This is a genomic window from Serratia sp. CY84636, assembly GCF_052166245.1.
GTDB lineage: Bacteria > Pseudomonadota > Gammaproteobacteria > Enterobacterales > Enterobacteriaceae > Serratia > Serratia nevei.
Genome location: NZ_JBJNOX010000004.1, coordinates 214,275 through 236,149, shown reverse-complemented (window position 1 = coordinate 236,149; position 21,875 = coordinate 214,275). Strand labels below are relative to the sequence as shown.

Genomic DNA, 21,875 nt, shown 5'->3' with positions numbered 1-21,875 from the left:
TACGATAAAGAATGGAAAAGACAAACAGTCAGCTCGACACCGCATACGACCCAAAACAGATCGAACAGAAGCTGTACGATCATTGGGAGAATCAGGGTTACTTCAAGCCGAACGGCGACACCAGCCAGGAAAGCTTCTGCATCATGATCCCGCCGCCGAACGTTACCGGCAGCCTGCACATGGGCCACGCGTTCCAGCAGACCATCATGGACACCATGATTCGCTATCAGCGCATGCAGGGTAAAAACACCCTGTGGCAGGCGGGCACCGACCACGCCGGCATCGCCACCCAGATGGTGGTGGAGCGCAAGATCGCCGCGGAAGAAGGCAAAACCCGCCACGACTACGGCCGTGACGCGTTCATCGACAAAATCTGGCAGTGGAAGGCGGAGTCCGGCGGCACCATCACCCGCCAGATGCGCCGTCTGGGCAACTCCGTGGACTGGGAGCGCGAGCGCTTCACCATGGACGAAGGCCTGTCGAACGCGGTGCGCGAAGTGTTTGTCCGTCTGCACAAAGAAGACCTGATCTACCGCGGCAAGCGCCTGGTGAACTGGGATCCGAAGCTGCGCACCGCCATCTCCGATCTGGAAGTGGAAAACCGCGAGTCCAAAGGCTCCATGTGGCACCTGCGCTACCCGCTGGCCGACGGCGCGAAAACCGCCGAGGGCAAAGACTATCTGGTGGTCGCCACCACCCGTCCGGAAACCGTGCTGGGCGATACCGGCGTGGCGGTCAACCCGGAAGATCCGCGCTATAAAGACCTGATCGGTAAAGAGATCATTCTGCCGCTGGTCGGCCGCCGCATCCGCATCGTCGGCGACGAACACGCCGATATGGAAAAAGGCACCGGCTGCGTGAAGATCACCCCGGCGCACGATTTCAACGACTACGAAGTCGGCAAACGCCACGGCCTGCCGATGATCAACATTCTGACCTTCGACGGCGACATCCGCCAGGAAGCGGAAGTGTTCAACACCCTGGGCGAAGTCTGCACCGACTACTGCAACGAGATCCCGGCCGAGTTCCGCGGCCTGGAGCGCTTCGCGGCGCGTAAAGCGGTGGTTGCCGCCTTCGATCAGTTGGGCCTGCTGGACGAGATCAAACCGCACGACCTGACGGTGCCTTACGGCGACCGCGGCGGCGTGGTGATCGAGCCGATGCTGACCGACCAATGGTACGTGCGCACCGCGCCGCTGGCCAAAGTGGCGGTGGAAGCGGTCGAACAGGGCCAAATCGAGTTCGTGCCGAAGCAGTACGAAAACATGTACTTCAGCTGGATGCGTGACATTCAGGACTGGTGCATCTCGCGTCAGCTGTGGTGGGGCCACCGCATCCCGGCCTGGTATGACGTGAACGGCAAAGTCTACGTGGGCCGCAGCGAAGAAGAAGTGCGCAGCGAGAACAACCTGGGCGCCGACGTGGTGCTGACCCAGGACGAAGACGTGCTGGACACCTGGTTCTCGTCCGGCCTGTGGACCTTCTCCACCCTGGGCTGGCCGGAGCAGACCGACGCGCTGAAAACCTTCCACCCGACCAGTGTGATGGTCAGCGGCTTCGACATCATCTTCTTCTGGATCGCGCGCATGATCATGCTGACCATGCACTTCATCAAGGATGAAAACGGCAAGCCGCAGGTGCCGTTCAAGACCGTCTACATGACCGGTCTTATCCGCGACGACGAAGGCCAGAAGATGTCCAAGTCCAAAGGCAACGTGATCGATCCGCTGGACATGGTCGACGGCATCTCGCTGGAAGATCTGCTGGAAAAACGCACCGGCAACATGATGCAGCCGCAGCTGGCGGAGAAAATCCGCAAGCGCACCGAGAAGCAGTTCCCGAACGGCATCGAGCCGCACGGCACCGACGCCCTGCGCTTCACCCTGGCGGCGCTGGCCTCGACCGGCCGCGACATCAACTGGGACATGAAGCGCCTGGAAGGCTACCGCAACTTCTGTAACAAGCTGTGGAACGCCAGCCGCTTCGTGCTGATGAACACCGAAGCGCACGACTGCGGCTTCAACGGCGGCGAGAAAGTGCTGTCGCTGGCGGATCGCTGGATCCTGGCCGAATTCAACCGCACGGTGAAAGCCTACCGCGAAGCGCTGGACACCTACCGCTTCGATCTGGCGGCCAACATCCTGTACGAATTCACCTGGAACCAGTTCTGCGACTGGTATCTGGAGCTGACCAAGCCGGTGGTGAGCAACGGCAGCGAAGCGGAACAGCGCGGCACCCGCCACACGCTGATCACCGTGCTGGAAGCGCTGCTGCGCCTGGCGCACCCGATCATTCCGTTCATCACCGAAACCATCTGGCAGCGCGTGAAGCCGCTGACCGGCACGACCGCAGATACCATCATGCTGCAGCCGTTCCCGGCCTACGACGCCGCGCTGGAAGACGAGCAGGCGCTGAACGATCTGGAGTGGATCAAGCAAACCATCATCGCCGTGCGCAACATCCGCGCCGAGATGAACATCGCGCCAAGCAAAGCGCTCGACGTGCTGCTGCGCAACTGCAGCGCCGACGCCCAGCGCCGCGTGCAGGAGAACCAGAGCTTTATCGCCCGTCTGGCGCGTCTGGAATCCATCGCGCTGCTGCCGGCCGGTGAGAAAGGCCCGGTCTCCGTCACCAAGCTGGTGGACGGCGCCGAGCTGCTGATCCCGATGGCCGGTTTCATCGACAAGGACGCCGAGATCGCGCGTCTGGCGAAAGAGATGGGCAAGCTGGATGCGGAAATCGCCGCGATCGAAGGCAAGCTGGCGAACGAAGGCTTCGTGGCGCGCGCGCCGGAAGCGGTAGTTGCCAAAGAGCGCGATCGTCTGGCGGCCTGCAAAGAAGGCAAAGTGAAGCTGCAGGAACAGCAGGCGACCATCGCCGCGCTGTAATCCACCGGCTCACGCCAACGCCTGAAAAACAGCGGGGTCTTCCCCGCTGTTTTTTTATCGCCGTTGCATCCGGGCCGGGTTAGATGTTATTACAAGATATTACTGCCGCAAGGACGCCGCCGGGAAATAACCCCGGCGGGTTTCGCGCTGCGATAAAAATGAAAAACGAACGTGGTCTCTTTCAATGGCGAGTGTAAACATGACAACAGCAACCCCGGCGCGCCTGCTGGTGCGCCCCATCACGGCGGAAGACAATCCCGCCATTGCTCACGTCATTCGCGAAGTCTCCGCCGAGCACGGCCTGACGGCGGATAAAGGCTATACCGTCTCCGATCCCAACCTGGATGCCCTGTATCAGCTCTACAGCCTGCCGCGCAGCGCTTACTGGGTGATCGAGGTGGACGGCCAGGTCGCCGGCGGCGGCGGCATCGCGCCGCTGCAGGGTGGCGCAGACGATATTTGCGAATTGCAGAAAATGTATTTCCTGCCGGTGTTGCGCGGCAAGGGATTGGCGAAACGCCTGGCGCTGCAGGCGCTGGATTTCGCCCGCCAGCACGGCTTCCGCTGTTGTTACCTCGAGACCACCGCCAGCCTGACGCAGGCCGTTGCGCTGTACGAACACCTGGGCTTCGAACACATCGATCACGCGATGGGCGCAACCGGCCACGTCGATTGCGAAGTCACCATGCTGAAAACGCTGTAATCGCCCCCCCGCCTCTTCATCAGGGCGCAGCTTGCTGCGCCATTTTATTAATATCGCAATCAATCAGTAAAACTCGCTATAACCCCGTTTTTCAAGCAGGTAAACTGACGTTAAAAACCACGATGTAAATTTAATGTGAAGTTCGTTAATAAATTAACGATCGCAAATTGACCGCTTTCCCCCCCGCGTTACTCTGCCAGTATCCCAATCGCGCACGGAGAGCTGTCATGTCGGAAAATACCTTTGATTACATCATCGTCGGCGCCGGTTCCGCCGGCTGCGTGCTGGCGGCGCAGCTGATCCGCCGCACCCAGGCGCGGGTGCTGCTGCTGGAAGCCGGCGGCGACGACAATAACCTGTTCATCAAGATGCCGGCCGGGGTGGCCAAGATCATCGCCAAAAAGAGCTGGCCCTACGAGACGGAACCGGAACCGCACGCCAACAACCGCCGCATGCAGATCGCACAGGGTAAGGTGCTGGGCGGCAGCAGCTCGGTCAACGGCATGATCTACCTGCGCGGCCAGCCGCAGGACTACGACGACTGGGCCGAACGCTACGGCTGCACCGGCTGGAGCTACCGGGAGGTGCTGCCCTACTTCAAACGCGCCGAGGCCAACGAAAGCCTGTCGGACGACTACCACGGCACCGACGGGCTGCTGCCGGTCAGCGAAAACCGCTACCGCCACCCGCTCAGCATGGCATTTATCCGCGCCGGCCAGGAGCTGAACCTGCCCTATCGCAACGACTTCAACGGCGACAGCCAGCACGGCGTCGGTTTCTACCAAACCACCACCCACAACGGCGAACGCGCCAGCACCGCCCGCACCTACCTGAAGGCGGTGCGTGACGAACGACGGCTGGTGGTGAAACTGAACGCCCTGGCGCACCGGCTGACCTTCGAGGGCAACGTCGCCACCGGCGTGGTCTACAGCCAGAACGGCGGCGCGGAAGTCACCGCGCGCGCCACCAAAGAGGTGATCGTCAGCGCCGGCGCGGTCGGTTCGCCGAAGCTGCTGATGCTCTCCGGCATCGGCCCGCGCGACCACCTGCAACAGCTGGGCATTGAGGTGCGGGCGGATCTGCCGGTGGGCAAAAACTTCCACGACCACCTGCACATGTCGATCAACGTCAGCACCCGCGAGCCGATCAGCCTGTTCGGCGCCGATCGCGGCCTGCAGGCGCTGAGCCACGGCGCGCAGTGGCTGGCGTTTCGCAGCGGCGTGCTCTCGTCCAACGTGCTGGAAGGCGCCGCCTTCACCGACAGCCGGGGCGACGGCCGGCCGGACGTGCAAATCCACTTCCTGCCGCTGCTGGACAGCTGGGACGACGTGCCCGGCGAGCCGCTGCCGAACATTCACGGCTTCACGCTCAAGGTCGGCTACCTGCAGCCGAAGGCGCGCGGCGAAGTGCTGCTGCGCAGCAGCAACCCGCGCGATCCGGTCAAGCTGCACGCCAACTACCTCGGCCACCCGGACGATCTGGCCGGCAGCGTGCGCGCGGTGAAGTTCGGCCTGGGCTTCCTGCAAACCGCGGCGCTGAAGCCGCTGATCAAAGATCTGCTGATGCCGCAGCCGGAGTGGACGCGCGACGAGGCGCAGCTGGAAGAGTTCGTGCGCAACTTCTGCAAGACGGTGTATCACCCGGTGGGCAGTTGCCGCATGGGGCCGTCGCCACAGGACGCGGTGACCGATCCGCAGCTGCGGGTGCACGGTTTTGAACAGCTGCGGGTGATCGACTGCTCGGTGATGCCGCAGCTCACCAGCGGCAACACCAATGCGCCGACCATCATGCTGGCGGAAAAGGCGGTGGATCTGTTGCTGGGCGCGCCGCAGTAAGGGCGCGCCTCAACCTCAGGCGGCGGCGGGCACGCCGCTGTGAAAGCGCAGTTCGCTGTCCGGCGACAGGATCAGCTCAGCCTCGAGGCGGCCGAAATGCGCCACCCGTTCGCTGATGTCGCCGCCGGCGATCTGTTCGGCCAGCGTCAGGTAGTCCTGATAGTGGCGCGCTTCGGAGCGCAACAGCGAGACGTAAAAGCGGTTCAGCTCGTCGTCCAGATGCGGCGCCAGTTTGGCGAAGCGTTCGCAGGATCGCGCTTCGATGTAAGCGCCGCAGATCAGTTTGTCGATCAACGTCGCCGGATCGTGAGTGCGGATCTCGCGGATCATACCCTTGGCGTAGCGGCTGGCGGTGATCTTGCGATACGGGATCCCGCGCGCCTGCATGATCTCCAGCACCTGCGAGAAGTGGTGCAACTCTTCCTTAATCAACAGCACCATGCGATCCGCCAAATCCTGGCCGTAGGCCGAGCCGTTTTTCGGCAGGATCTTGCGGGTGAACTGGCCCTGGCGGAACAACGTGTCCGGCGCGCTCTGCGCCTCGTGCAGAAACGCCTCGTAGGGCCGCAGCAGCGCCAACAGCGCGTCGCCGCTCTCTTTGTCCGCCACGTAGCGGCGGATCAGCCACATGCCGGTCTGCGCGGCTTTCAGCTCGCACACCAGGTGGTCAGTCAGCAACAGCTGCAGGTTTTCCGGACGGCGCGCGGCGTCGATCCAGGCGTCGGGAGTTTCACAGTGCAGGAAGCTTAAAATCGGGGCTAACAGGGATTGGTATGTCATGGCGTTTATCAGGGGCCGGTGAGAACCGGCCCATGTGAATAAGCGGGGTTAATCAGTGGCGTTTGCCGTCGTCGTCTTCGTCGATGTAGTCGCCGTCTTCGTCATCCTCACCGTCTTCACCGTTCGGATCTTCGAAGTAGGTGCCCCAGCCGTCGTAGTTGACGCCGCAGCGCTCCGCCAGCGCCACCAGCTGCTCGACCTGAGCGTCGATCAGCTCGGCGTTCAGGCCGACTTCGCTGATCACGTCGCAGCACATCACCATCGAACCGTCTTCCACTTCCAGCTCTTCGGCGTCGGTCACTTCGTAGCCCAGCTTGAAGGCTTCAACGGCGGCCTGCTCCAGAACCTCAAATTTCTCGGCGGACAGATGGTGCTCGATGGTGTAGAGCGCGTCCGGATCGCTGCCGTCTTCCAGCAGTTCTTCGATGATCAGGCGGGTCTCTTCACGTTGTTCTTCCAGCAATTCGCGGTTTGCCATGCCTATATCCTCAAGTCAAATGGCCTTCATTCCTTCTATTTTCACACACCGCCGACATTGCTTCCACGATAAACGTGAAAGATTTCCTCGCCGGGGTTGAAATTGAATATTCATACATATAAAGTGAATTTTAATTCAATTACACAATCAGGGAATCGGACTATGAGCACCGGCAATGCGTTCTACCAACGTCACTTTCTGAGGTTAATGGATTTCACCCCCGCCGAGCTGCAGGCGCTGCTGCGGCTGTCGGCCGATCTGAAGCAGGCCAAGAAGCAGGGGCAGGAACAGCGCCGGCTGCAGGGCAAAAACATTGCGCTCATCTTCGAAAAAGACTCGACCCGCACGCGATGCTCTTTCGAAGTTGCCGCATTCGATCAGGGCGCCCAGGTCACTTACCTCGGCCCGAGCGGCAGCCAGATCGGCCATAAGGAGTCGATGAAAGACACCGCCCGGGTGCTGGGCCGCCTGTACGACGGTATTCAGTATCGCGGCTACGGCCAGGCGCTGGTGGAAACCCTGGCGGAATACGCCGGCGTGCCAGTATGGAACGGCCTGACCGACGAGTTCCACCCCACCCAACTGCTGGCGGATCTGCTCACCGTGCAGGAGCACCTGCCGGGCAAGGCGCTGAGTGAAGTGAAACTGGCGTACGTCGGCGACGCGCGCAACAACATGGGCAACACGCTGCTGGAAGCCGCCGCGCTGGCGGGCATGGATCTGCGGCTGGTGGCACCGAAGGCCTGCTGGCCGCAGCCGGAGCTGGTGGCCGAGTGCCAGGCGCTGGCGCAGCAAACCGGCGCGAAACTCACCCTGACCGAAGACATCGCCGAAGGGGTGCAAGACGCCGACTTCCTCTACACCGACGTCTGGGTCTCGATGGGCGAACCGAAAGAGACCTGGCAGGAGCGTATCGCGCTGCTGCGGCCATATCAGGTCAACATGGCGATGCTGAAGCTGACCGGCAACCCGAACGTGAAGTTCCTGCACTGCCTGCCGGCGTTCCACGACGACCAAACTACGCTCGGCAAGCAGATGGCGCAGCAGTACGATCTGCACGGCGGCATGGAAGTGACCGACGAAGTGTTCGAATCGGCGCACAGCGTGGTGTTCGATCAGGCGGAAAACCGGCTGCACACCATCAAAGCGGTGCTGGTCGCCACGCTGAGCGAAACCCTCTGACAGTCCTCCCCTCCGCCCTGGCGCCCCCGGCCAGGGCGGCTAATATATTCCAGGAATATCAAATAGCGGATTGACCTTTGCCCGACGCGGGCAAAGGTTCTACCGTGACAGGCCGACGGCACCCGCGCCGTAAAAACCAACGATAACAAACCGTTCTCAGCGCCGCCTGGCGGCGCCTTCAGGGGATACACACCGATGAAAGCCAAACTCTTGCCGCTGTTCCTGCTCGCCGCCCTGCCCGCCGCCGCGTTAGCCGCCACGCCGCCGAATACGCTGGTGGTGGTGCAATCGCTGGATGACATCGTCAGCCTCGATCCGGCGGAAGCCAACGAACTCTCCAGCATCCAGACGGTGCCCAGCCTGTATCAACGATTGGTGCAGGCGGATCGCGACGATCCGGCCAAGGTGGCGCCGGTGCTGGCGGAAAGCTGGCAGAGCGATGCGGCGGCCAAAACGCTGACGGTGAAACTGCGGCCGCAGGCGGCGTTCGCCTCCGGCAACCCGCTGACCGCCGACGACGTGATCTTCTCCTACAGCCGCGCGGTCAAGATGAACAAATCGCCGGCGTTCATCCTCAACGTGCTTGGCTGGCAGCCGGACAACATCGACGCGCAGCTGAAAAAGATCGACGAACATACCGTGCAGCTGCGCTGGACGGCGGACGTCAGCCCGGCGGTGGCGCTGAATATCCTCTCGACGCCGATCGCCTCAATCGTCGACAGCAAGGCGGCGCTGGCCAACGTTAAAGACGGCGACTTCGGCAACGCCTGGCTGAAAATGCACTCCGCCGGCAGCGGCCCGTTCAAGATGCGCGTCTATCAGCCGCATCAGGCGATCGTGCTGGACGCCAACCCCACCTCGCCGGGCGACAAGCCGCAGCTGAAAAATATCATCATTAAAAACGTGCCGGATCCGGCCACCCGCCGCCTGCTGATCCAGCAGGGCGACGCCGACATCGCCCGCGAACTGGGCGCCGATCAGACCGACACGCTGAAAAACCAGCCGGGCGTCAAGGTGCTGGAGATTCCGTCCGCCGAGCAAAACTACCTGGTATTCAACACCGGCAACGGCACCAATCCGCTGCTGAACAACCCGGCGTTCTGGGAAGCGGCGCGCTACCTGGTGGATTATCAAGGCATCACGAAGGATCTGCTGAAGGGCCAATACTTCGTGCACCAGAGCTTCCTGCCGGTCGGGCTGCCGGGCGCGCTGGAGACCAACCCGTTCAGCTACGATCCGGCCAAGGCGAAAGCCATCCTGGCCAAGGCGGGCATCACCCACGCCGCCTTTACGCTGGACGTGGAGAACAAGCCGCCGTTCATCACCATCGCGCAGGCGCTGCAGGGCAGCTTCGCCGCCGCCGGCGTGAAGGTAGAGCTGCTGCCGGCGGCGGGCAGCCAGGTTTACTCCCGCGTGCGCGCCAGGCAGCATCAGGCGGCGATCCGCCTGTGGATCCCGGATTACTTCGACGCCCACTCCAACGCCAGCGCCTTCGCCTATAACGACGGCAAAAGCAGCACGGTAGCCGGACTGAACGGCTGGCAGATCCCGCAGTTGAACCAGCAGACGCTGGCGGCGCTGGCCGAAGCCGATCCGGCCAAGCGCCGCGCGCTGTACACCGCCATGCAGCAGGAGCTGCAGCGCAGTTCGCCTTACGTGTTTATCGATCAGGCCAAAACCGAAGTGGTGCTGCGCGACAACGTCAAAGGCTACCAGCAGGGGCTGAACGCCGACATGGTCTACTACGATCGCGTCAGCAAATAGCCGGCGGGCGGCCATCGCCGGCCAATCGATTGCGGGGCGGCAAAAAACGGCGTTTTAGCGCTTGCAGTAGAGAAAAGCGCGAGTATAATGCGCCACAATTTGCCAGGAGAAAGCATGAAAAACGACGTTTGTTTTGTTAGCCACAATCGACAAAACCGACTGCCTATCGGCGGCCAGCTGCCGTTGTTTCTCCTGTTGCTAAACCGATCGTTTCAAGCCCCTCATTGAGGGGCTTTTTTTTGCCTTGAGAATATCCCAAAGTCCCGCGCCACGGGCACGCGTCGAGGAGGAGTGAAAAATGGCCAACCCGCTGTATCACAAACACATCATCTCTATTAACGATCTCAGCCGCGAGGATCTGGAGCTGGTGCTGCGCACCGCCGCCGGTCTGAAAGCCAACCCGCAGCCGGAACTGTTGAAACACAAGGTGATCGCCAGCTGCTTCTTCGAAGCCTCGACCCGTACCCGCCTGTCGTTCGAAACCTCGATGCACCGCCTCGGCGCCTCGGTGGTGGGCTTCGCCGACGGCAGCAACACCTCGCTCGGCAAGAAAGGCGAAACCCTGGCCGACACCATCTCGGTGATCAGCACCTACGTGGACGCCATCGTGATGCGCCACCCGCAGGAAGGCGCGGCGCGCATGGCCGCTGAATTCTCCGGCAACGTACCGGTGCTCAACGCCGGCGACGGCGCCAACCAGCACCCGACCCAGACCCTGCTGGATCTGTTCACCATCCAGGAAACCCAGGGCCGCCTGAGCAACCTCAGCATCGCCATGGTCGGCGACCTGAAGTACGGCCGCACCGTGCACTCGCTCACCCAGGCGCTGGCCAAGTTCGAAGGCAACCGCTTCTACTTCATCGCCCCGGACGCGCTGGCGATGCCGGCCTACATCCTGAAAATGCTGGAAGAGAAAGGCATCGAGTACAGCCTGCACAGCAGCATTGAAGAAGTGGTGCCGGAGCTGGATATTCTCTACATGACCCGGGTACAGAAAGAGCGCCTCGATCCGTCCGAGTACGCCAACGTGAAGGCGCAGTTCGTCCTGCGCGCCGCGGATCTGGCCGACGCGCGCGCCAACCTCAAGGTGCTGCACCCGCTGCCGCGCATCGACGAGATCGCCACCGACGTAGATAAAACGCCGTACGCTTACTACTTCCAGCAGGCGGGCAACGGCATCTTCGCCCGCCAGGCGCTGCTGGCGCTGGTGCTCAACGCAGATTTGGCTCTTTAAGGGGGAACCGCCATGACTCACGACAATAAACTGCAGGTCGAAGCGATCAAATGCGGCACGGTGATCGACCACATTCCGGCGCAGATCGGGTTCAAACTGCTGACGCTGTTCAAGCTGACCGCCACCGACCAGCGCATCACCATCGGCCTGAACCTGCCCTCCAACGAGCTGGGCCGCAAGGATCTGATCAAGATCGAGAACACCTTCCTGACCGAGCAGCAGGCCAACCAGCTGGCGATGTACGCGCCGAAGGCCACGGTAAACCGCATCGATAACTATGAAGTGGTGCGCAAACTGACCCTCAGCCTGCCTGACCACATCGACGGCGTGCTGACCTGCCCGAACAGCAACTGCATCAGCCGCAGCGAGCCGGTGGCGTCGAGCTTCAGCGTGAAGCCGCGCGACGGCGAAGTGCACCTGAAGTGCCGCTACTGCGAGAAAGAGTTCGAGCATCAGGTGGTGTTGCAGGCCGACTGAATTCTGCCCTTTTAGCGGGAGCGGCGCTGTTAATCTGCGCGTCACTCCCTATAATGGATGCCTGAAAATAACTCTACCCACGTTGCTACCCACCGAATTTTACGCTGCGGCCGACCGCGCGGCGGCGTGAAAGACAACGGGTCTATCAGGAGAAAACATGTCACGTAATATCAGCACTGAACTCGCCCCGGCAGCCATTGGTCCTTACGTGCAGGGCGTTGATCTGGGCAGCATGATCATCACTTCCGGCCAGATCCCGGTCGATCCGAAAACCGGCGCCGTTGCCGACGACGTGGCCGCTCAGGCGCGCCAGTCGCTGGAAAACGTCAAAGCGATCGTCGAAGCCGCCGGCCTGATCGTTGCCGACATCGTGAAAACCACCGTGTTCGTGAAAGACCTGAACGACTTCGCCACCGTCAACGCCGCGTACGAAGCCTTCTTCACCGAGCACAGCGCGCCGTTCCCGGCCCGCTCCTGCGTGGAAGTGGCGCGTCTGCCAAAAGACGTGAAGATCGAAATCGAAGCCATCGCCGTGCGTCGTTAATCGACGCTCACGCGAATCACGGCCAGTGCAGACTGGCCGTTTTTATTGATAAGAATTTTATTAATTCAATTAATTTATAGCGATAGCGTAATATCGCCCACATTTACAATCCCACAATAAAAATACGCCTATAATTGTTTTTCACCCGGCCGGGTCATTGCTGTTTCATTTCGTTCACCCCGTGAATAATGACAGGAGATAACCATGGCACCTAGCGTATTGGATTATTTTATCCAACAAGTTTCCCGTTATCCGGAAAAAACCGCCGTCGTTGGCGATAATAAACACCTGACCTACCGTCAATTGGATGAAGCCAGCAGCGCGCTGTGCGCGCTGTTGCTACGACGGGGCGTGGCGCCCGGCAGCTATGTACCGCTCGTCACGCTGCGCACGCCGGAAATGCCGATCGGTATGTTGGCGATCGTCAAAGCCGGCGCAGGCTATATTCCCATCGACGCGCGTTACCCGGAAAAAAGAATACAGGATATCGTTACGCAGAGCGGCTCCCCTTTAATACTCGCCAGCAACGCGACGATAGCGTTATCGGAAAATAACTTCCGCGAGGACGTTATTTATATTGATAACGTATCACTTTCGCCGCAGGAAAATATAACGTTAATCTCCCCGCCTCCCGATGCCATCGTTTACCTCATTTTCACTTCAGGCACCACCGGCAAACCGAAAGGCGTGCTGATCGAACATCAGTCGCTGCTGAATTTAATTCTCTGGCATAACAAGCAATTCGCTATGGATGCCGAGAGTCGTTCTACGCTGATCGCCGGCTTGAGTTTCGACGTCGCGCAATGGGAGATCTGGTCGCCTCTGACCAGCGGCGGCACATTGTATCTGCCGCCGGAAAACGCTCGCCTGCAGCCGGAAGTGCTGCTGGCCTATTTTGCCGAACAGGGTATCACTCACGCCAGCCTGCCCGCAGTGCTGGTCGCCGAAGTGGTCGGCGCGCCGCAGCCGGCCAATCTGGCGCTGCGGTATCTGTTCAGCTCGGGGGAAAAACTTCATCCGGTCGATCTGCGCGGCATCGATTATCCCCTGATCGATTACTACGGCCCGACAGAAGCCACCATATTCGTCACCTGCAACCGGGTGGCTTGCGCCACGCAACACCAGCCCGCCAGCATTGGGCGGCCCATCGGCGATACCGAAATATTCATCCTCGATGACCGACTGCAGCCCGTGATCGGCGATCGCCCCGGCGAGCTGTATATCAGCGGTCGTTGTCTGGCACGCGGCTACCTGAACAATCCGGCGTTGACCGCCGAGCGCTTTATCACCCCGCCTCACTTCGCCGGGTTACGTCTGTACCGCAGCGGCGATCGGGCTCGCTGGCTGGCGGATGGCCGCATTCAATATCTGGGCCGTATCGACGATCAGGTCAAAATCCGCGGCAATCGCATTGAACTGGGCGAAATCGAAAACGCCATGCTGCAGGTGGCGGGCGTCCGTAAAGCGGTGGCCGCCGTGGCGATGGCAGACGATCCGCTGGGCAAGAAAATCGTGGCGTTTCTGATTGCAGAGAGTGACGGCGAAAGCGTGATCGCACGCGTCCGACAGAAACTGAAAGAAACGCTGCCCAGCGCATTTCTGCCCGCCGATTATCGTTTACTGCAACACATGCCGCTGAACAACAACGGCAAGATAGACAAAGCGGCTCTGTTGGCGCATTACCAACCGGTCAGCGCCGGCGTTGCGCAGCCGCTGACGGCCGACCAGCGCGTCGTTGCCGATCTGTGGCGCTCGCTGCTGAAAGTGGAACAGCCCGCAACCGACGATGACTTTTTCTCGCTGGGCGGCCATTCGCTGTTGGCGGCCAAGCTGATGGCGTTGCTGGCCAAGGCGTTTGCCGTCGAGACCTCGGTGCACGACATCTATGAATATGCTACTTTGGGCGCCCTGGCGCAGGCCCTGGCACAACGCAAAGACCGGCAACCGACACAGCGGCAAGGCGAAACGCATGCCTTGCAGGATGACGTGTATTTGCCGTCGGATCTCGTCATCGATCCGACGTTCGATGCGCGGCAAATCAGCGCGCCGCGCGCCATTTTGCTGACCGGCGCCACCGGCTTCGTCGGCGCGCATCTGTTGGCCGATCTGCTGCGCACCACCGACGCCGAGCTGTATTGTCTGGTGCGCGACGGCGCCAAACTGCCGCCGAGACAGCGGCTGGAGGCGGTGCTGCAGCGCTATCGGATCGCGCTGAACGCCGGCCAGCACGCGCGCATTCATATCGTGCCTGGCAACGTCGCGGAACACGACTTTTCGCTGACGCCTGCGGCCTACAGGGCGTTAAGCCGAGATATCGACCTGGTTTACCATTCGGCCAGCGCGGTGAATTTTATCCAGCCTTACGCCTACATGAAGCGCGACAACGTGCAGGGCCTGCGGGAAATCATTCGCTTCGCGGCGCATAGCCGCACCAAGCCGCTGATGCTGCTGTCGACCATCTCCGTTTACAGCTGGGGGCATCTGCACACCGGCAAACGGGTGATGCGGGAAAACGACGATATCGATCAAAACCTGCCGGCGGTCAGCCGCGATATCGGCTACGTGCGCAGCAAATGGGTGATGGAGAAAATCGCCGATCTGGCGGCGAAACAGGGCCTGCCGCTGATGACCTTCCGCCTGGGCTACGCCACCTGCCACAGCCGCACCGGCGTCAACGCCGATTACCAATGGTGGGGGCGGCTGGTGAAAACCTGCATCAGCAGCGGCACGGTGCCGGATTTACGGGAGATGCGCGAAGGGTTAACCACGGTGGATTACATGACCCAGGCCATCGCCCACGTCTCTCGCAACCCGCAGGCGCTGGGGCAGAAATTCAACCTGATCCATCAAGGTGACAATAATCTGACGCTGCGTGAATTTTTCAGCCTGCTGGAGCGCGAGTTCGGTTATCGCTTTCGCCCTCTACCCTTCGCACAGTGGCGGGCCCAATGGGAAAACGACAGCGACGCGCCGCTGTACCCGCTGCTCAGCCTGTTCAAGGATCCTATGGTGGACGAACTATCGACGGTGGAACTCTATCAAGACACCTATCGGTGGGACTGCAGCAACCTGCAACGCTTCCTGCAGGGCAGCGGTATCGATGAGCCGCGCTTCACCCGCCGGCTGCTGCTGAATTACCTGCAGCACGCCATCGGGTATGCGCCGCTGTCGCTACGGGCGTAACAAGACCGGGGCTCAGCTCGCCGAGCCCCGTCACCCTCACTCCGTTTTAAGGCCGCGCAGCAGCGCCTCCAGCGGGTAAACCGCCGCAATCACCACTTCGTCGCGCGTCTGCGCCGCCGCATCCAGCTGGCGCTGCGCTTGCTCGGCCTCGGCCCGGCTCAGCGGTTTGCCCTGCTGATGGCGATCCAGCAGCGTTAAGCCCAGCGTGGCCAAAGCATCGACGTCCTGCGCCACCGGCGCCAGATCGCGCAGCGTGCGGTTGCTCGCGATCGCCGTCTGCAATGCCGCGCCGTTCGCCTGCCAGCGCTGCAGCCGTTCGCGCAGCGCCTGCGCCGCCGCCTTATCGCGTTTATCCTGCAACAAGGCCGCGACCTGGGCATGCATGTCGCGCACCGCGCCGCTCTCCGGCGGCAGCGCATCGGCAAAGCGGTTCAGCGGTTCGAACTGGTGATAGTTGCCGGCCTGGAACTTCAGGTGCTGGCGGGTGTAATACTGCGCCGGCTCCACCGCCTCGGCCAGGATCTGCAGCGGCAGGATCTGCACGCTGTTGCTCAGCCGGGTGAATTCGCGCGCCGTTTCCGCGTGCTGCTGCAGGCCGACCGACACCACCGACCAGGCGTCGATCGCCGCCAGCCGCCGGTACATGTTGCTTTCGTCGGTGACGTCCTGCGCCGACCACAGCCGCTCCGCCACCGCGAAGGCCCGCGGCCACAGCTTAAGATCGAGAAGCGGCGCGCGCACGTTTTCCGCCCACAGCGCCGCTTCACCGCCGAGAATGTTGGCCTGCCCTTTCTCGTCCGGCACCACCGGCATCTTGCCCGCCGGCACCGCCGCCAGCTTGTCGCCGCGGGTGGGGTAACGCACGTTGCCGACCAGCGTATAGCCGCTGAGCTTGTCCTGCCGCAGCGTGAACACCGGCCGCGTGTCGCCCATCCAGGTATCGACGCGGAACGTCACCTGCTGCGGCGTGCGCCAGACGATGTCGTGCACCGCGCGGCGCGATTTGCCGTTGAAATCGATAAAGCCGCGCCAGCCCTGCTTGCCCTCGATCAGCGTGAAGCTGCCCTCCACCGCGCTGCCCTTCAGGCGCGGCATGCTGAAGCGCCAGCTTTGTGCCTGCTCGCCGGGCTGCACCGCCGTCTCGATCCCCAGCGGCTGCGGCAGAATTTCATTGCGGTAGTGATAGGCGGTGCTTTGCGGCTGATCGAGATAGAAACCGGTGGAGAGAATGCCCTGATAACCATCCTGGGCGCTGGCACCCAGCGAGTCTTGCCCCTGCCAGGACTGAATGACGATCGAACGCGGCAGCGACGGGTGGTAGATCTCGTCCCAGCCGACCATCTGTCGCTGGTGCTTCTCGAGGATCTTTTCCAGCTTCTGGTTGAAGTAGGCCTGCAGCACATGGGTATCCGCCAGCCCGTTCTTCTGCATAAACGCCTGAATCGACGGCGACGCCCGCCACTGGCTGGCGTCCACCTCGTCACCGCCGATGTGCAGATAAGGATCGGGGAAGATCGCCGCCAGCTCGCCGACGATCGTGTCGACAAACTGATATACCTCGTCGCGGGTCGGATCGAGCGTCGGCTTATGCACGCCCCACTCGCGCTCCATGCGATACGGCCCCGGCGCGCTCATCAGGTCGGGATAGGCCACCGCGATGCTGGAGGCGTGCCCCGGCATGTCGATCTCCGGCACCACGCGAATGCCGCGCGCCGTGGCGTAAGCCACTACCTGCCGCATCTGCTCGCGGGTGTAGAACTGGCCGTCGCTGGCCTGCTGTTGCAGTTTGGGGTAATGCTCGGAGGCGAAGCGCCAGCCCTGATCGTCGGTCAGGTGCCAGTGGAACACGTTAAGCTTGGCCGCCGCCATCCCGTCGAGCTGGCGGAGAATGTCCGGCAGCGGCAGGAAATGGCGCGCCGAATCCAACAAGACGCCGCGCCACGGGAAGCGCGGCACGTCGCGGATATCCACCAGCGGCAGGAAGGTGTTTTGCCCGTCGGTCTGCAGCAGCTGCAGCAGGGTCTCCATGCCGCGCAGCGCGCCGAAGCGAGTGTTGGCGGTCAGCGTGGCGCCCTGCGGCGTGACCGCCAGCCGGTAACTTTCGTCGCTGCCCGGCAGCGGCAGCGCCGCCACCCGGTCCTTGATCACCACCTTGATCGCCGCGCCGCCCTTCGCTTCAACCGCCGGTGCCAGCGTCCAGCCGGTCTGCAGTTCGATGCGCTGGCGCCAGCGCGGCAGCACGTCGCCCAAGTCGTCACCCTGGACGCTTAACGACAACTGGTGATCCAAAATCAGCTTGCCCGCCGGTTGCGTCACGTCCACCTGCTGCGGCCAGGGCATCAGCGGCAGATCGCCGGCCGGCTGCGCCAACGCGCCGCAAGAAAACCATAACGATGAAGCCAGTAGCGTATAACGGAAAGGTCTGTGCATCGGAAATTCCTCAGAGGAAAAAAACAAAATATCCCCAATGAATTTCAAACCACCGCTAGGCGATAAACAACAACGCGCGGGCTTGAAAGGCGCAGGGGAAAACAGCCAACGCTGTAGATAAAGACGCAGCACAGAACAGATGTCCAACCGTTGCGGTGAAAAAGCGGACGGGATCACAGTTGCCCCCTCCCGGCCGGAGGGGGCGAACGGGTTATTGCCAGCCGTAGCGGCGCACGAACCAGCCTTTCACGCACTGGGTCAGCACCATATAACCGGCGAGGATCAGCACCAGCCACGGGAAGTAGCCGAGCGGCAGCGCCTGCAGCTGCAGGAAGCCTGCCAGCGGCGAGAACACCAGGCCGATGCCGGTGGCGATCACCGCCAGCGTCATGATGCACAGCGGCCAGGATGGGCGGCTCTGGATAAACGGAATTTTGCGCGTGCGGATCATGTGCACGATCAGCGTTTGCGACAACAGCCCTTCCACGAACCAGCCGGACTGGAACAGCGTCTGCATTTCCGGCGTATTGGCCTTGAACACCCACCACATCAGGCAGAAGGTCAGCACGTCGAAGATCGAGCTGATCGGCCCAAAGAACACCATAAACCGCCCCAGATCGGCGGAGTTCCAGCGCTGCGGCTGGGTGATCTGATCGTCGTCGACGTTATCGAACGGGATGGCGATCTGCGAGATGTCGTACATCAGGTTCTGAATCAACAGGTGCAGCGGCAGCATCGGCAGGAACGGCAGGAAGGCGCTGGCGATCAGCACGCTGAACACGTTACCGAAGTTGGAGCTGGCGGTCATCTTGATGTATTTCAGCATGTTGGCGAAGGTACGGCGCCCTTCGATCACCCCCTGCTCCAGCACCATCAGGCTTTTTTCCAGCAGGATGATGTCCGCCGCTTCCTTGGCGATGTCCACCGCCGAATCGACGGAGATGCCGATATCGGCCGCGCGCAGCGCCGGCGCGTCGTTGATGCCGTCGCCCATAAAGCCCACCACATGCCCCTGACGGCGCAGCAGTTTGACGATGCGCTCTTTGTGCAGCGGCGTCAGCTTGGCGAACACCGTGGTGCGCGCCGCCGCCTGCGCCAGCTGCTCGTCGTCCATCTGCTCGATCTCGCTGCCCCGCAGCAGGTGCTCGGCCGCCAGCCCGACGTCCCGGCACACTTTGGCGGCCACCAGCTCGTTGTCGCCGGTGAGGATCTTCACCGTGACGCCGTTCTGTTTCAGCGCCGCCAGCGCCGGCGCGGTGCTCTCCTTCGGCGGATCGAGGAAGGCGACGTAGCCTTCGAGGATCAGATCCGACTCGTCCGCCACGCCGTATTCATGGGTTTGTGCCGGCAGGATCTTGTTGGCCACCGCCACCACCCGCAGCCCCTGCTGGTTGAGATCGTCGGTGATGCGGCGAATGCGCGTCAGCAGCGCCTCGCTGAGCGGGATCACCTCGTCTTCGTGGCGCACGTGGCTGCAAATCGCCAGCATCTCTTCCAGCGCGCCCTTGCACACCAGCTCGTGATACTCGTTGTCTTTCGCCACCACCACCGACATGCGGCGGCGCACAAAGTCGAACGGGATCTCATCCACCTTGCGATAGTGTTGCAGCGCTTCCGGCTGCTGATTTTGCTCCGCGCAGCTCAGCACCGCCACGTCGAGCAGGTTTTTCAACCCGGTCTGGTAGAAGCTGTTCAGCCAGGCGTAGCGCAGCACCCGCTCGCTGCTGGCGCCGAACACGTCGGTGTGGCGCTCCAGCACGATCTTGTCCTGGGTCAGGGTGCCGGTCTTGTCGGTGCACAGAATATCCATGGCGCCGAAGTTTTGGATGGCGTCCAGGCGTTTGACGATCACCTTCTGGCGCGACAGTTTCACCGCCCCTTTAGCCAGCGTCGAGGTGACGATCATCGGCAGCATTTCCGGCGTCAGCCCGACCGCCACCGACAGCGCGAACAGCGCCGCTTCCCACCAGTCGCCCTTGGTGTAGCCGTTGATCAGCAGCACGATCGGCGTCATTACCAGCATAAAGCGGATCAGCAGCCAGCTGACCTTGCTGATACCGCTCTGGAAGGCGTTCGGCTGTTCATCCTGGCTGGTGACGCGCTGCGCCAGCTGGCCAAAATAGGTGTTGCCGCCGGTGCCGATCACCATCGCCAGCGCGGTGCCGCTGACCACGTTGGTGCCCATGAAGCACAGGTTCTGGCAGTCGAGCGGATCGGCCGCCAACGCCTGCGGCGCCGCGGATTTCTCCACCGGCAGCGATTCACCGGTCAGCGCCGCCTGGCTGATGAACAGATCCTTGGCCGACAGCACGCGCAGATCCGCCGGGATCATGTCGCCGGCCGCCAGCTTGATGATATCGCCCGGCACCAGCTGCGCGATCGGCAGCTCCACGTGTTCGCTCTTGCCGGTGAGCGCATCGCTGCGGATCACCGTGGCGGTGTTGCTCACCATGGCCTTCAGCGCGTCGGCCGCCCGGTTGGAGCGCGCCTCCTGGATGAAGTTCAGCAGCGTGGAGATCAGCACCATCAGTGCGATCACCAAGGCGCCGGTCAGATCCTCGGTGGCATAAGAAATCATGCCGAGCGCGGTCAGCAGCAGGTTGAACGGGTTGCGGTAACAGTGCCAGAGGTGCTGCCACCAGGCCTCTTTCTGCTGATCGTCGATGACGTTCTCGCCGCAGCGCTGGCGCACCTGTTCCGCCTCATGGGCGGTGATGCCTTCCGGGTGGCTGTGGAAGCGCTCAAACAGCTGCATCGTCTCTGCGGCGGCGCATTCCAGCCGCTGCTGCGCCAGGCCGGCCGGCATATCGCGCGCAGCGCCGCCGACGCTGTCCAGCAGGCTGTCGCGGCGCACCAAACGGCGCGGAAGGCCGCGGGCGAACAGGCTCAGCAGCTGACGGGGGAGTTTTTTCAGTTTCATGGTTCGCACCTCGTCGCCCGGTGCCTCACGGCAGCGGGTAAACGGGGATCGTCATCGGCCGGGCGGATGGCGGGCACGCCAAAAAGCCTCTGCCAATGCAGATCCTTATTCTTTTTTTCAGCAGCAGGAGCGAACGACGAAGCGCGCGCCACCGGTTACCGTGATGTACTTCACCGGTAAAACAGCAGCGCCAGGCGGAGAGGTTTTACCGGAGAACCGAGTGAGTGTCTAAAGCAGTCGGGTCGGGGTCCATATGGGGTATAACCTCCGGTAAAGGGAAAAACAGAGCGGCAGGAGCGGCCGTTCATCGCAATGTCACAATCCCGTTTTGCATCAAGATCCGCGTCGGAAAATGAGCTATGCTGACGGGCATTCATTATTGGCCGTCAATTTACGCCTTACAACCTAAACGACAAGTAAACCATGCAAAACCGGCTGACCATCAAGGACATCGCACGCCTGAGCGGCGTAGGCAAATCCACCGTCTCACGCGTGCTGAACAATGAAGGCAGCGTGAGCCCGCAAACCCGCGAACGGGTGGAAGCGGTGATCCGTCAGCAGGGGTTTACCCCCTCCAAGTCGGCGCGCGCCATGCGCGGCCAGAGCGACAAGGTGGTGGGCATCATCGTTTCCCGTCTCGATTCGCCGTCGGAAAACCAGGCGGTGCGCACCATGCTGCCGTTGCTGTATCAGCAAGGCTTCGACCCGATCGTGATGGAGAGCCAGTTCGAAACCCGCCTGGTGCAGGAGCACCTGCACGTGCTGCGCCAGCGCAACGTCGACGGGGTGATCCTGTTCGGCTTCACCGGCCTGACCGCGGCGATGCTCAAACCGTGGCAGGAAAAAATGGTGGTGATGGTGCGTGAATACGACGGCTTCTCGTCCGTCTGCTACGACGACGCCGGCGCGGTGAACCTGCTGATGGATCGCCTGCACCGGCAAGGGCACCGGCATATCGGCTATCTGGGGGTGCAGCTCAGCGATGCCACCACCGGCCAGCGCCGCTATCAGGCCTACCTCGACGCCTGTGAACGCCTCAAGCTCACGCCGCGCGCCACGCTGGGCGAGCTGAGCTACCAGAGCGGTTTCCAGCACGCCGCCGAAGTGATCGACTCGCACACCAGCGCGCTGATCTGCGCCTCCGACAGCATCGCCCTGGGGGCGATTAAATATCTGCAGCAGCAGTCGGCGCACGCCATTCAGGTGTGCGCCATCGGCAACACCCCGCTGCTCAGCTTCCTGTTCCCCGATACCCTGTCGGTCGAGTTCGGCTACGGCAGCGCCGGCCTGCTGGCGGCGCAGCAGCTGCTGGCGCAGCTCAGCGGCGAACAGGGGATCCGCCGCCTGGTGGTGCCCAGCAAACTTTCCTGACGATCTGCTTAGAAGTTGACCATTTTTTGTCATTTTGTGATCCTCGCCCCAAACCGGGAACGTTCCCATTTCATTCAAAAAGCCGA

General features: G+C 62.0%; 14 protein-coding genes. 10 read left to right on the top strand and 4 right to left on the bottom strand.

All coding sequences use genetic code 11. The features are described 5' to 3' along the window. Nucleotides 1-11: 11 nt before the first annotated feature. The 3 genes from ACJ8QI_RS15360 (at nucleotide 12) to ACJ8QI_RS15350 (ending at nucleotide 5,426) form a co-directional block, all read left to right on the top strand. Nucleotides 12-2,888, top strand: a complete 2,877-nt coding sequence (locus ACJ8QI_RS15360; protein WP_060426754.1) for a valine--tRNA ligase — start codon at nucleotides 12-14, stop codon at nucleotides 2,886-2,888. A gap of 199 nt (nucleotides 2,889-3,087) precedes the next feature. Then, nucleotides 3,088-3,591, top strand: a complete 504-nt coding sequence (locus ACJ8QI_RS15355; protein ID WP_004933360.1) for a GNAT family N-acetyltransferase — start codon at nucleotides 3,088-3,090, stop codon at nucleotides 3,589-3,591. Between the two features lie 227 nt (nucleotides 3,592-3,818). Next, nucleotides 3,819-5,426 carry a GMC family oxidoreductase gene (locus tag ACJ8QI_RS15350; RefSeq protein WP_442532769.1) on the top strand — a complete coding sequence of 536 codons (1,608 nt, stop codon included), beginning with the start codon at nucleotides 3,819-3,821 and terminating at the stop codon, nucleotides 5,424-5,426. 15 nt (nucleotides 5,427-5,441) lie between these two features. Here ACJ8QI_RS15350 and miaE read toward each other — a convergent pair whose 3' ends face one another. Both miaE and rraB read right to left on the bottom strand, forming a co-directional pair. Then, the gene (gene miaE, locus ACJ8QI_RS15345) at nucleotides 5,442-6,206 is read right to left on the bottom strand and encodes a tRNA isopentenyl-2-thiomethyl-A-37 hydroxylase MiaE (RefSeq protein WP_063991571.1); all 765 of its coding nucleotides are present in this window, start codon (nucleotides 6,204-6,206) and stop codon (nucleotides 5,442-5,444) included. Between the two features lie 52 nt (nucleotides 6,207-6,258). Beyond that, nucleotides 6,259-6,684, bottom strand: coding sequence for a ribonuclease E inhibitor RraB (gene rraB / locus ACJ8QI_RS15340; protein WP_025305115.1), 426 nt, complete (start codon nucleotides 6,682-6,684; stop codon nucleotides 6,259-6,261). 162 nt (nucleotides 6,685-6,846) lie between these two features. Between rraB and argF the strand changes: the two genes are divergently transcribed. The 6 genes from argF to ACJ8QI_RS15310 all read left to right on the top strand — a co-directional run bounded on the left by argF (nucleotide 6,847) and on the right by ACJ8QI_RS15310 (nucleotide 15,068). Then, on the top strand, nucleotides 6,847-7,866 hold the full coding sequence (argF, locus tag ACJ8QI_RS15335) for an ornithine carbamoyltransferase (protein WP_197658034.1): 1,020 nt from the start codon (nucleotides 6,847-6,849) through the stop codon (nucleotides 7,864-7,866). A 195-nt stretch (nucleotides 7,867-8,061) separates the two neighbouring features. Then, on the top strand, nucleotides 8,062-9,630 hold the full coding sequence (locus ACJ8QI_RS15330; RefSeq protein WP_442532768.1) for an ABC transporter substrate-binding protein: 1,569 nt from the start codon (nucleotides 8,062-8,064) through the stop codon (nucleotides 9,628-9,630). 298 nt (nucleotides 9,631-9,928) lie between these two features. Continuing rightward, nucleotides 9,929-10,864, top strand: coding sequence for an aspartate carbamoyltransferase (gene pyrB, locus ACJ8QI_RS15325; protein ID WP_102985531.1), 936 nt, complete (start codon nucleotides 9,929-9,931; stop codon nucleotides 10,862-10,864). Nucleotides 10,865-10,876: 12 nt separating this feature from the next. Continuing rightward, nucleotides 10,877-11,341, top strand: coding sequence for an aspartate carbamoyltransferase regulatory subunit (gene pyrI, locus ACJ8QI_RS15320; RefSeq protein WP_038879023.1), 465 nt, complete (start codon nucleotides 10,877-10,879; stop codon nucleotides 11,339-11,341). A 157-nt stretch (nucleotides 11,342-11,498) separates the two neighbouring features. Then, nucleotides 11,499-11,885, top strand: coding sequence for a 2-iminobutanoate/2-iminopropanoate deaminase (gene ridA, locus ACJ8QI_RS15315; protein ID WP_004933379.1), 387 nt, complete (start codon nucleotides 11,499-11,501; stop codon nucleotides 11,883-11,885). Between the two features lie 204 nt (nucleotides 11,886-12,089). Further along, a complete protein-coding gene (locus tag ACJ8QI_RS15310; protein WP_442532767.1) occupies nucleotides 12,090-15,068 on the top strand; it encodes an amino acid adenylation domain-containing protein in 2,979 nt (992 codons plus the stop codon). Nucleotides 15,069-15,104: 36 nt separating this feature from the next. On the opposite strand, the gene ACJ8QI_RS15305 is transcribed toward ACJ8QI_RS15310, so the two are convergent. Then, a complete protein-coding gene (locus ACJ8QI_RS15305) occupies nucleotides 15,105-17,498 on the bottom strand; it encodes a beta-N-acetylhexosaminidase (protein WP_442532766.1) in 2,394 nt (797 codons plus the stop codon). Between the two features lie 211 nt (nucleotides 17,499-17,709). Then, nucleotides 17,710-20,418, bottom strand: coding sequence for a magnesium-translocating P-type ATPase (gene mgtA, locus ACJ8QI_RS15300; RefSeq protein WP_442532765.1), 2,709 nt, complete (start codon nucleotides 20,416-20,418; stop codon nucleotides 17,710-17,712). A gap of 423 nt (nucleotides 20,419-20,841) precedes the next feature. On the opposite strand from mgtA, the gene treR reads away from it, so the two are divergent. Further along, complete coding sequence (gene treR, locus ACJ8QI_RS15295) at nucleotides 20,842-21,789, top strand: trehalose operon repressor TreR (protein WP_442532764.1); 948 nt, start codon at nucleotides 20,842-20,844, stop codon at nucleotides 21,787-21,789. The last annotated feature ends 86 nt before the right edge of the window (nucleotides 21,790-21,875 follow it).

Coding starts and splice junctions, on each gene's coding strand:
- pyrB (WP_102985531.1), top strand. CDS start 9,929: ATGGCCAACCCGCTGTATCACAAACACATCATCTCTATTAACGATCTC.
- ACJ8QI_RS15350 (WP_442532769.1), top strand. CDS start 3,819: ATGTCGGAAAATACCTTTGATTACATCATCGTCGGCGCCGGTTCCGCC.
- ACJ8QI_RS15360 (WP_060426754.1), top strand. CDS start 12: ATGGAAAAGACAAACAGTCAGCTCGACACCGCATACGACCCAAAACAG.
- ACJ8QI_RS15305 (WP_442532766.1), bottom strand. CDS start 17,498: ATGCACAGACCTTTCCGTTATACGCTACTGGCTTCATCGTTATGGTTT.
- miaE (WP_063991571.1), bottom strand. CDS start 6,206: ATGACATACCAATCCCTGTTAGCCCCGATTTTAAGCTTCCTGCACTGT.
- mgtA (WP_442532765.1), bottom strand. CDS start 20,418: ATGAAACTGAAAAAACTCCCCCGTCAGCTGCTGAGCCTGTTCGCCCGC.
- rraB (WP_025305115.1), bottom strand. CDS start 6,684: ATGGCAAACCGCGAATTGCTGGAAGAACAACGTGAAGAGACCCGCCTG.
- argF (WP_197658034.1), top strand. CDS start 6,847: ATGAGCACCGGCAATGCGTTCTACCAACGTCACTTTCTGAGGTTAATG.
- ridA (WP_004933379.1), top strand. CDS start 11,499: ATGTCACGTAATATCAGCACTGAACTCGCCCCGGCAGCCATTGGTCCT.
- ACJ8QI_RS15310 (WP_442532767.1), top strand. CDS start 12,090: ATGGCACCTAGCGTATTGGATTATTTTATCCAACAAGTTTCCCGTTAT.
- pyrI (WP_038879023.1), top strand. CDS start 10,877: ATGACTCACGACAATAAACTGCAGGTCGAAGCGATCAAATGCGGCACG.
- treR (WP_442532764.1), top strand. CDS start 20,842: ATGCAAAACCGGCTGACCATCAAGGACATCGCACGCCTGAGCGGCGTA.
- ACJ8QI_RS15355 (WP_004933360.1), top strand. CDS start 3,088: ATGACAACAGCAACCCCGGCGCGCCTGCTGGTGCGCCCCATCACGGCG.
- ACJ8QI_RS15330 (WP_442532768.1), top strand. CDS start 8,062: ATGAAAGCCAAACTCTTGCCGCTGTTCCTGCTCGCCGCCCTGCCCGCC.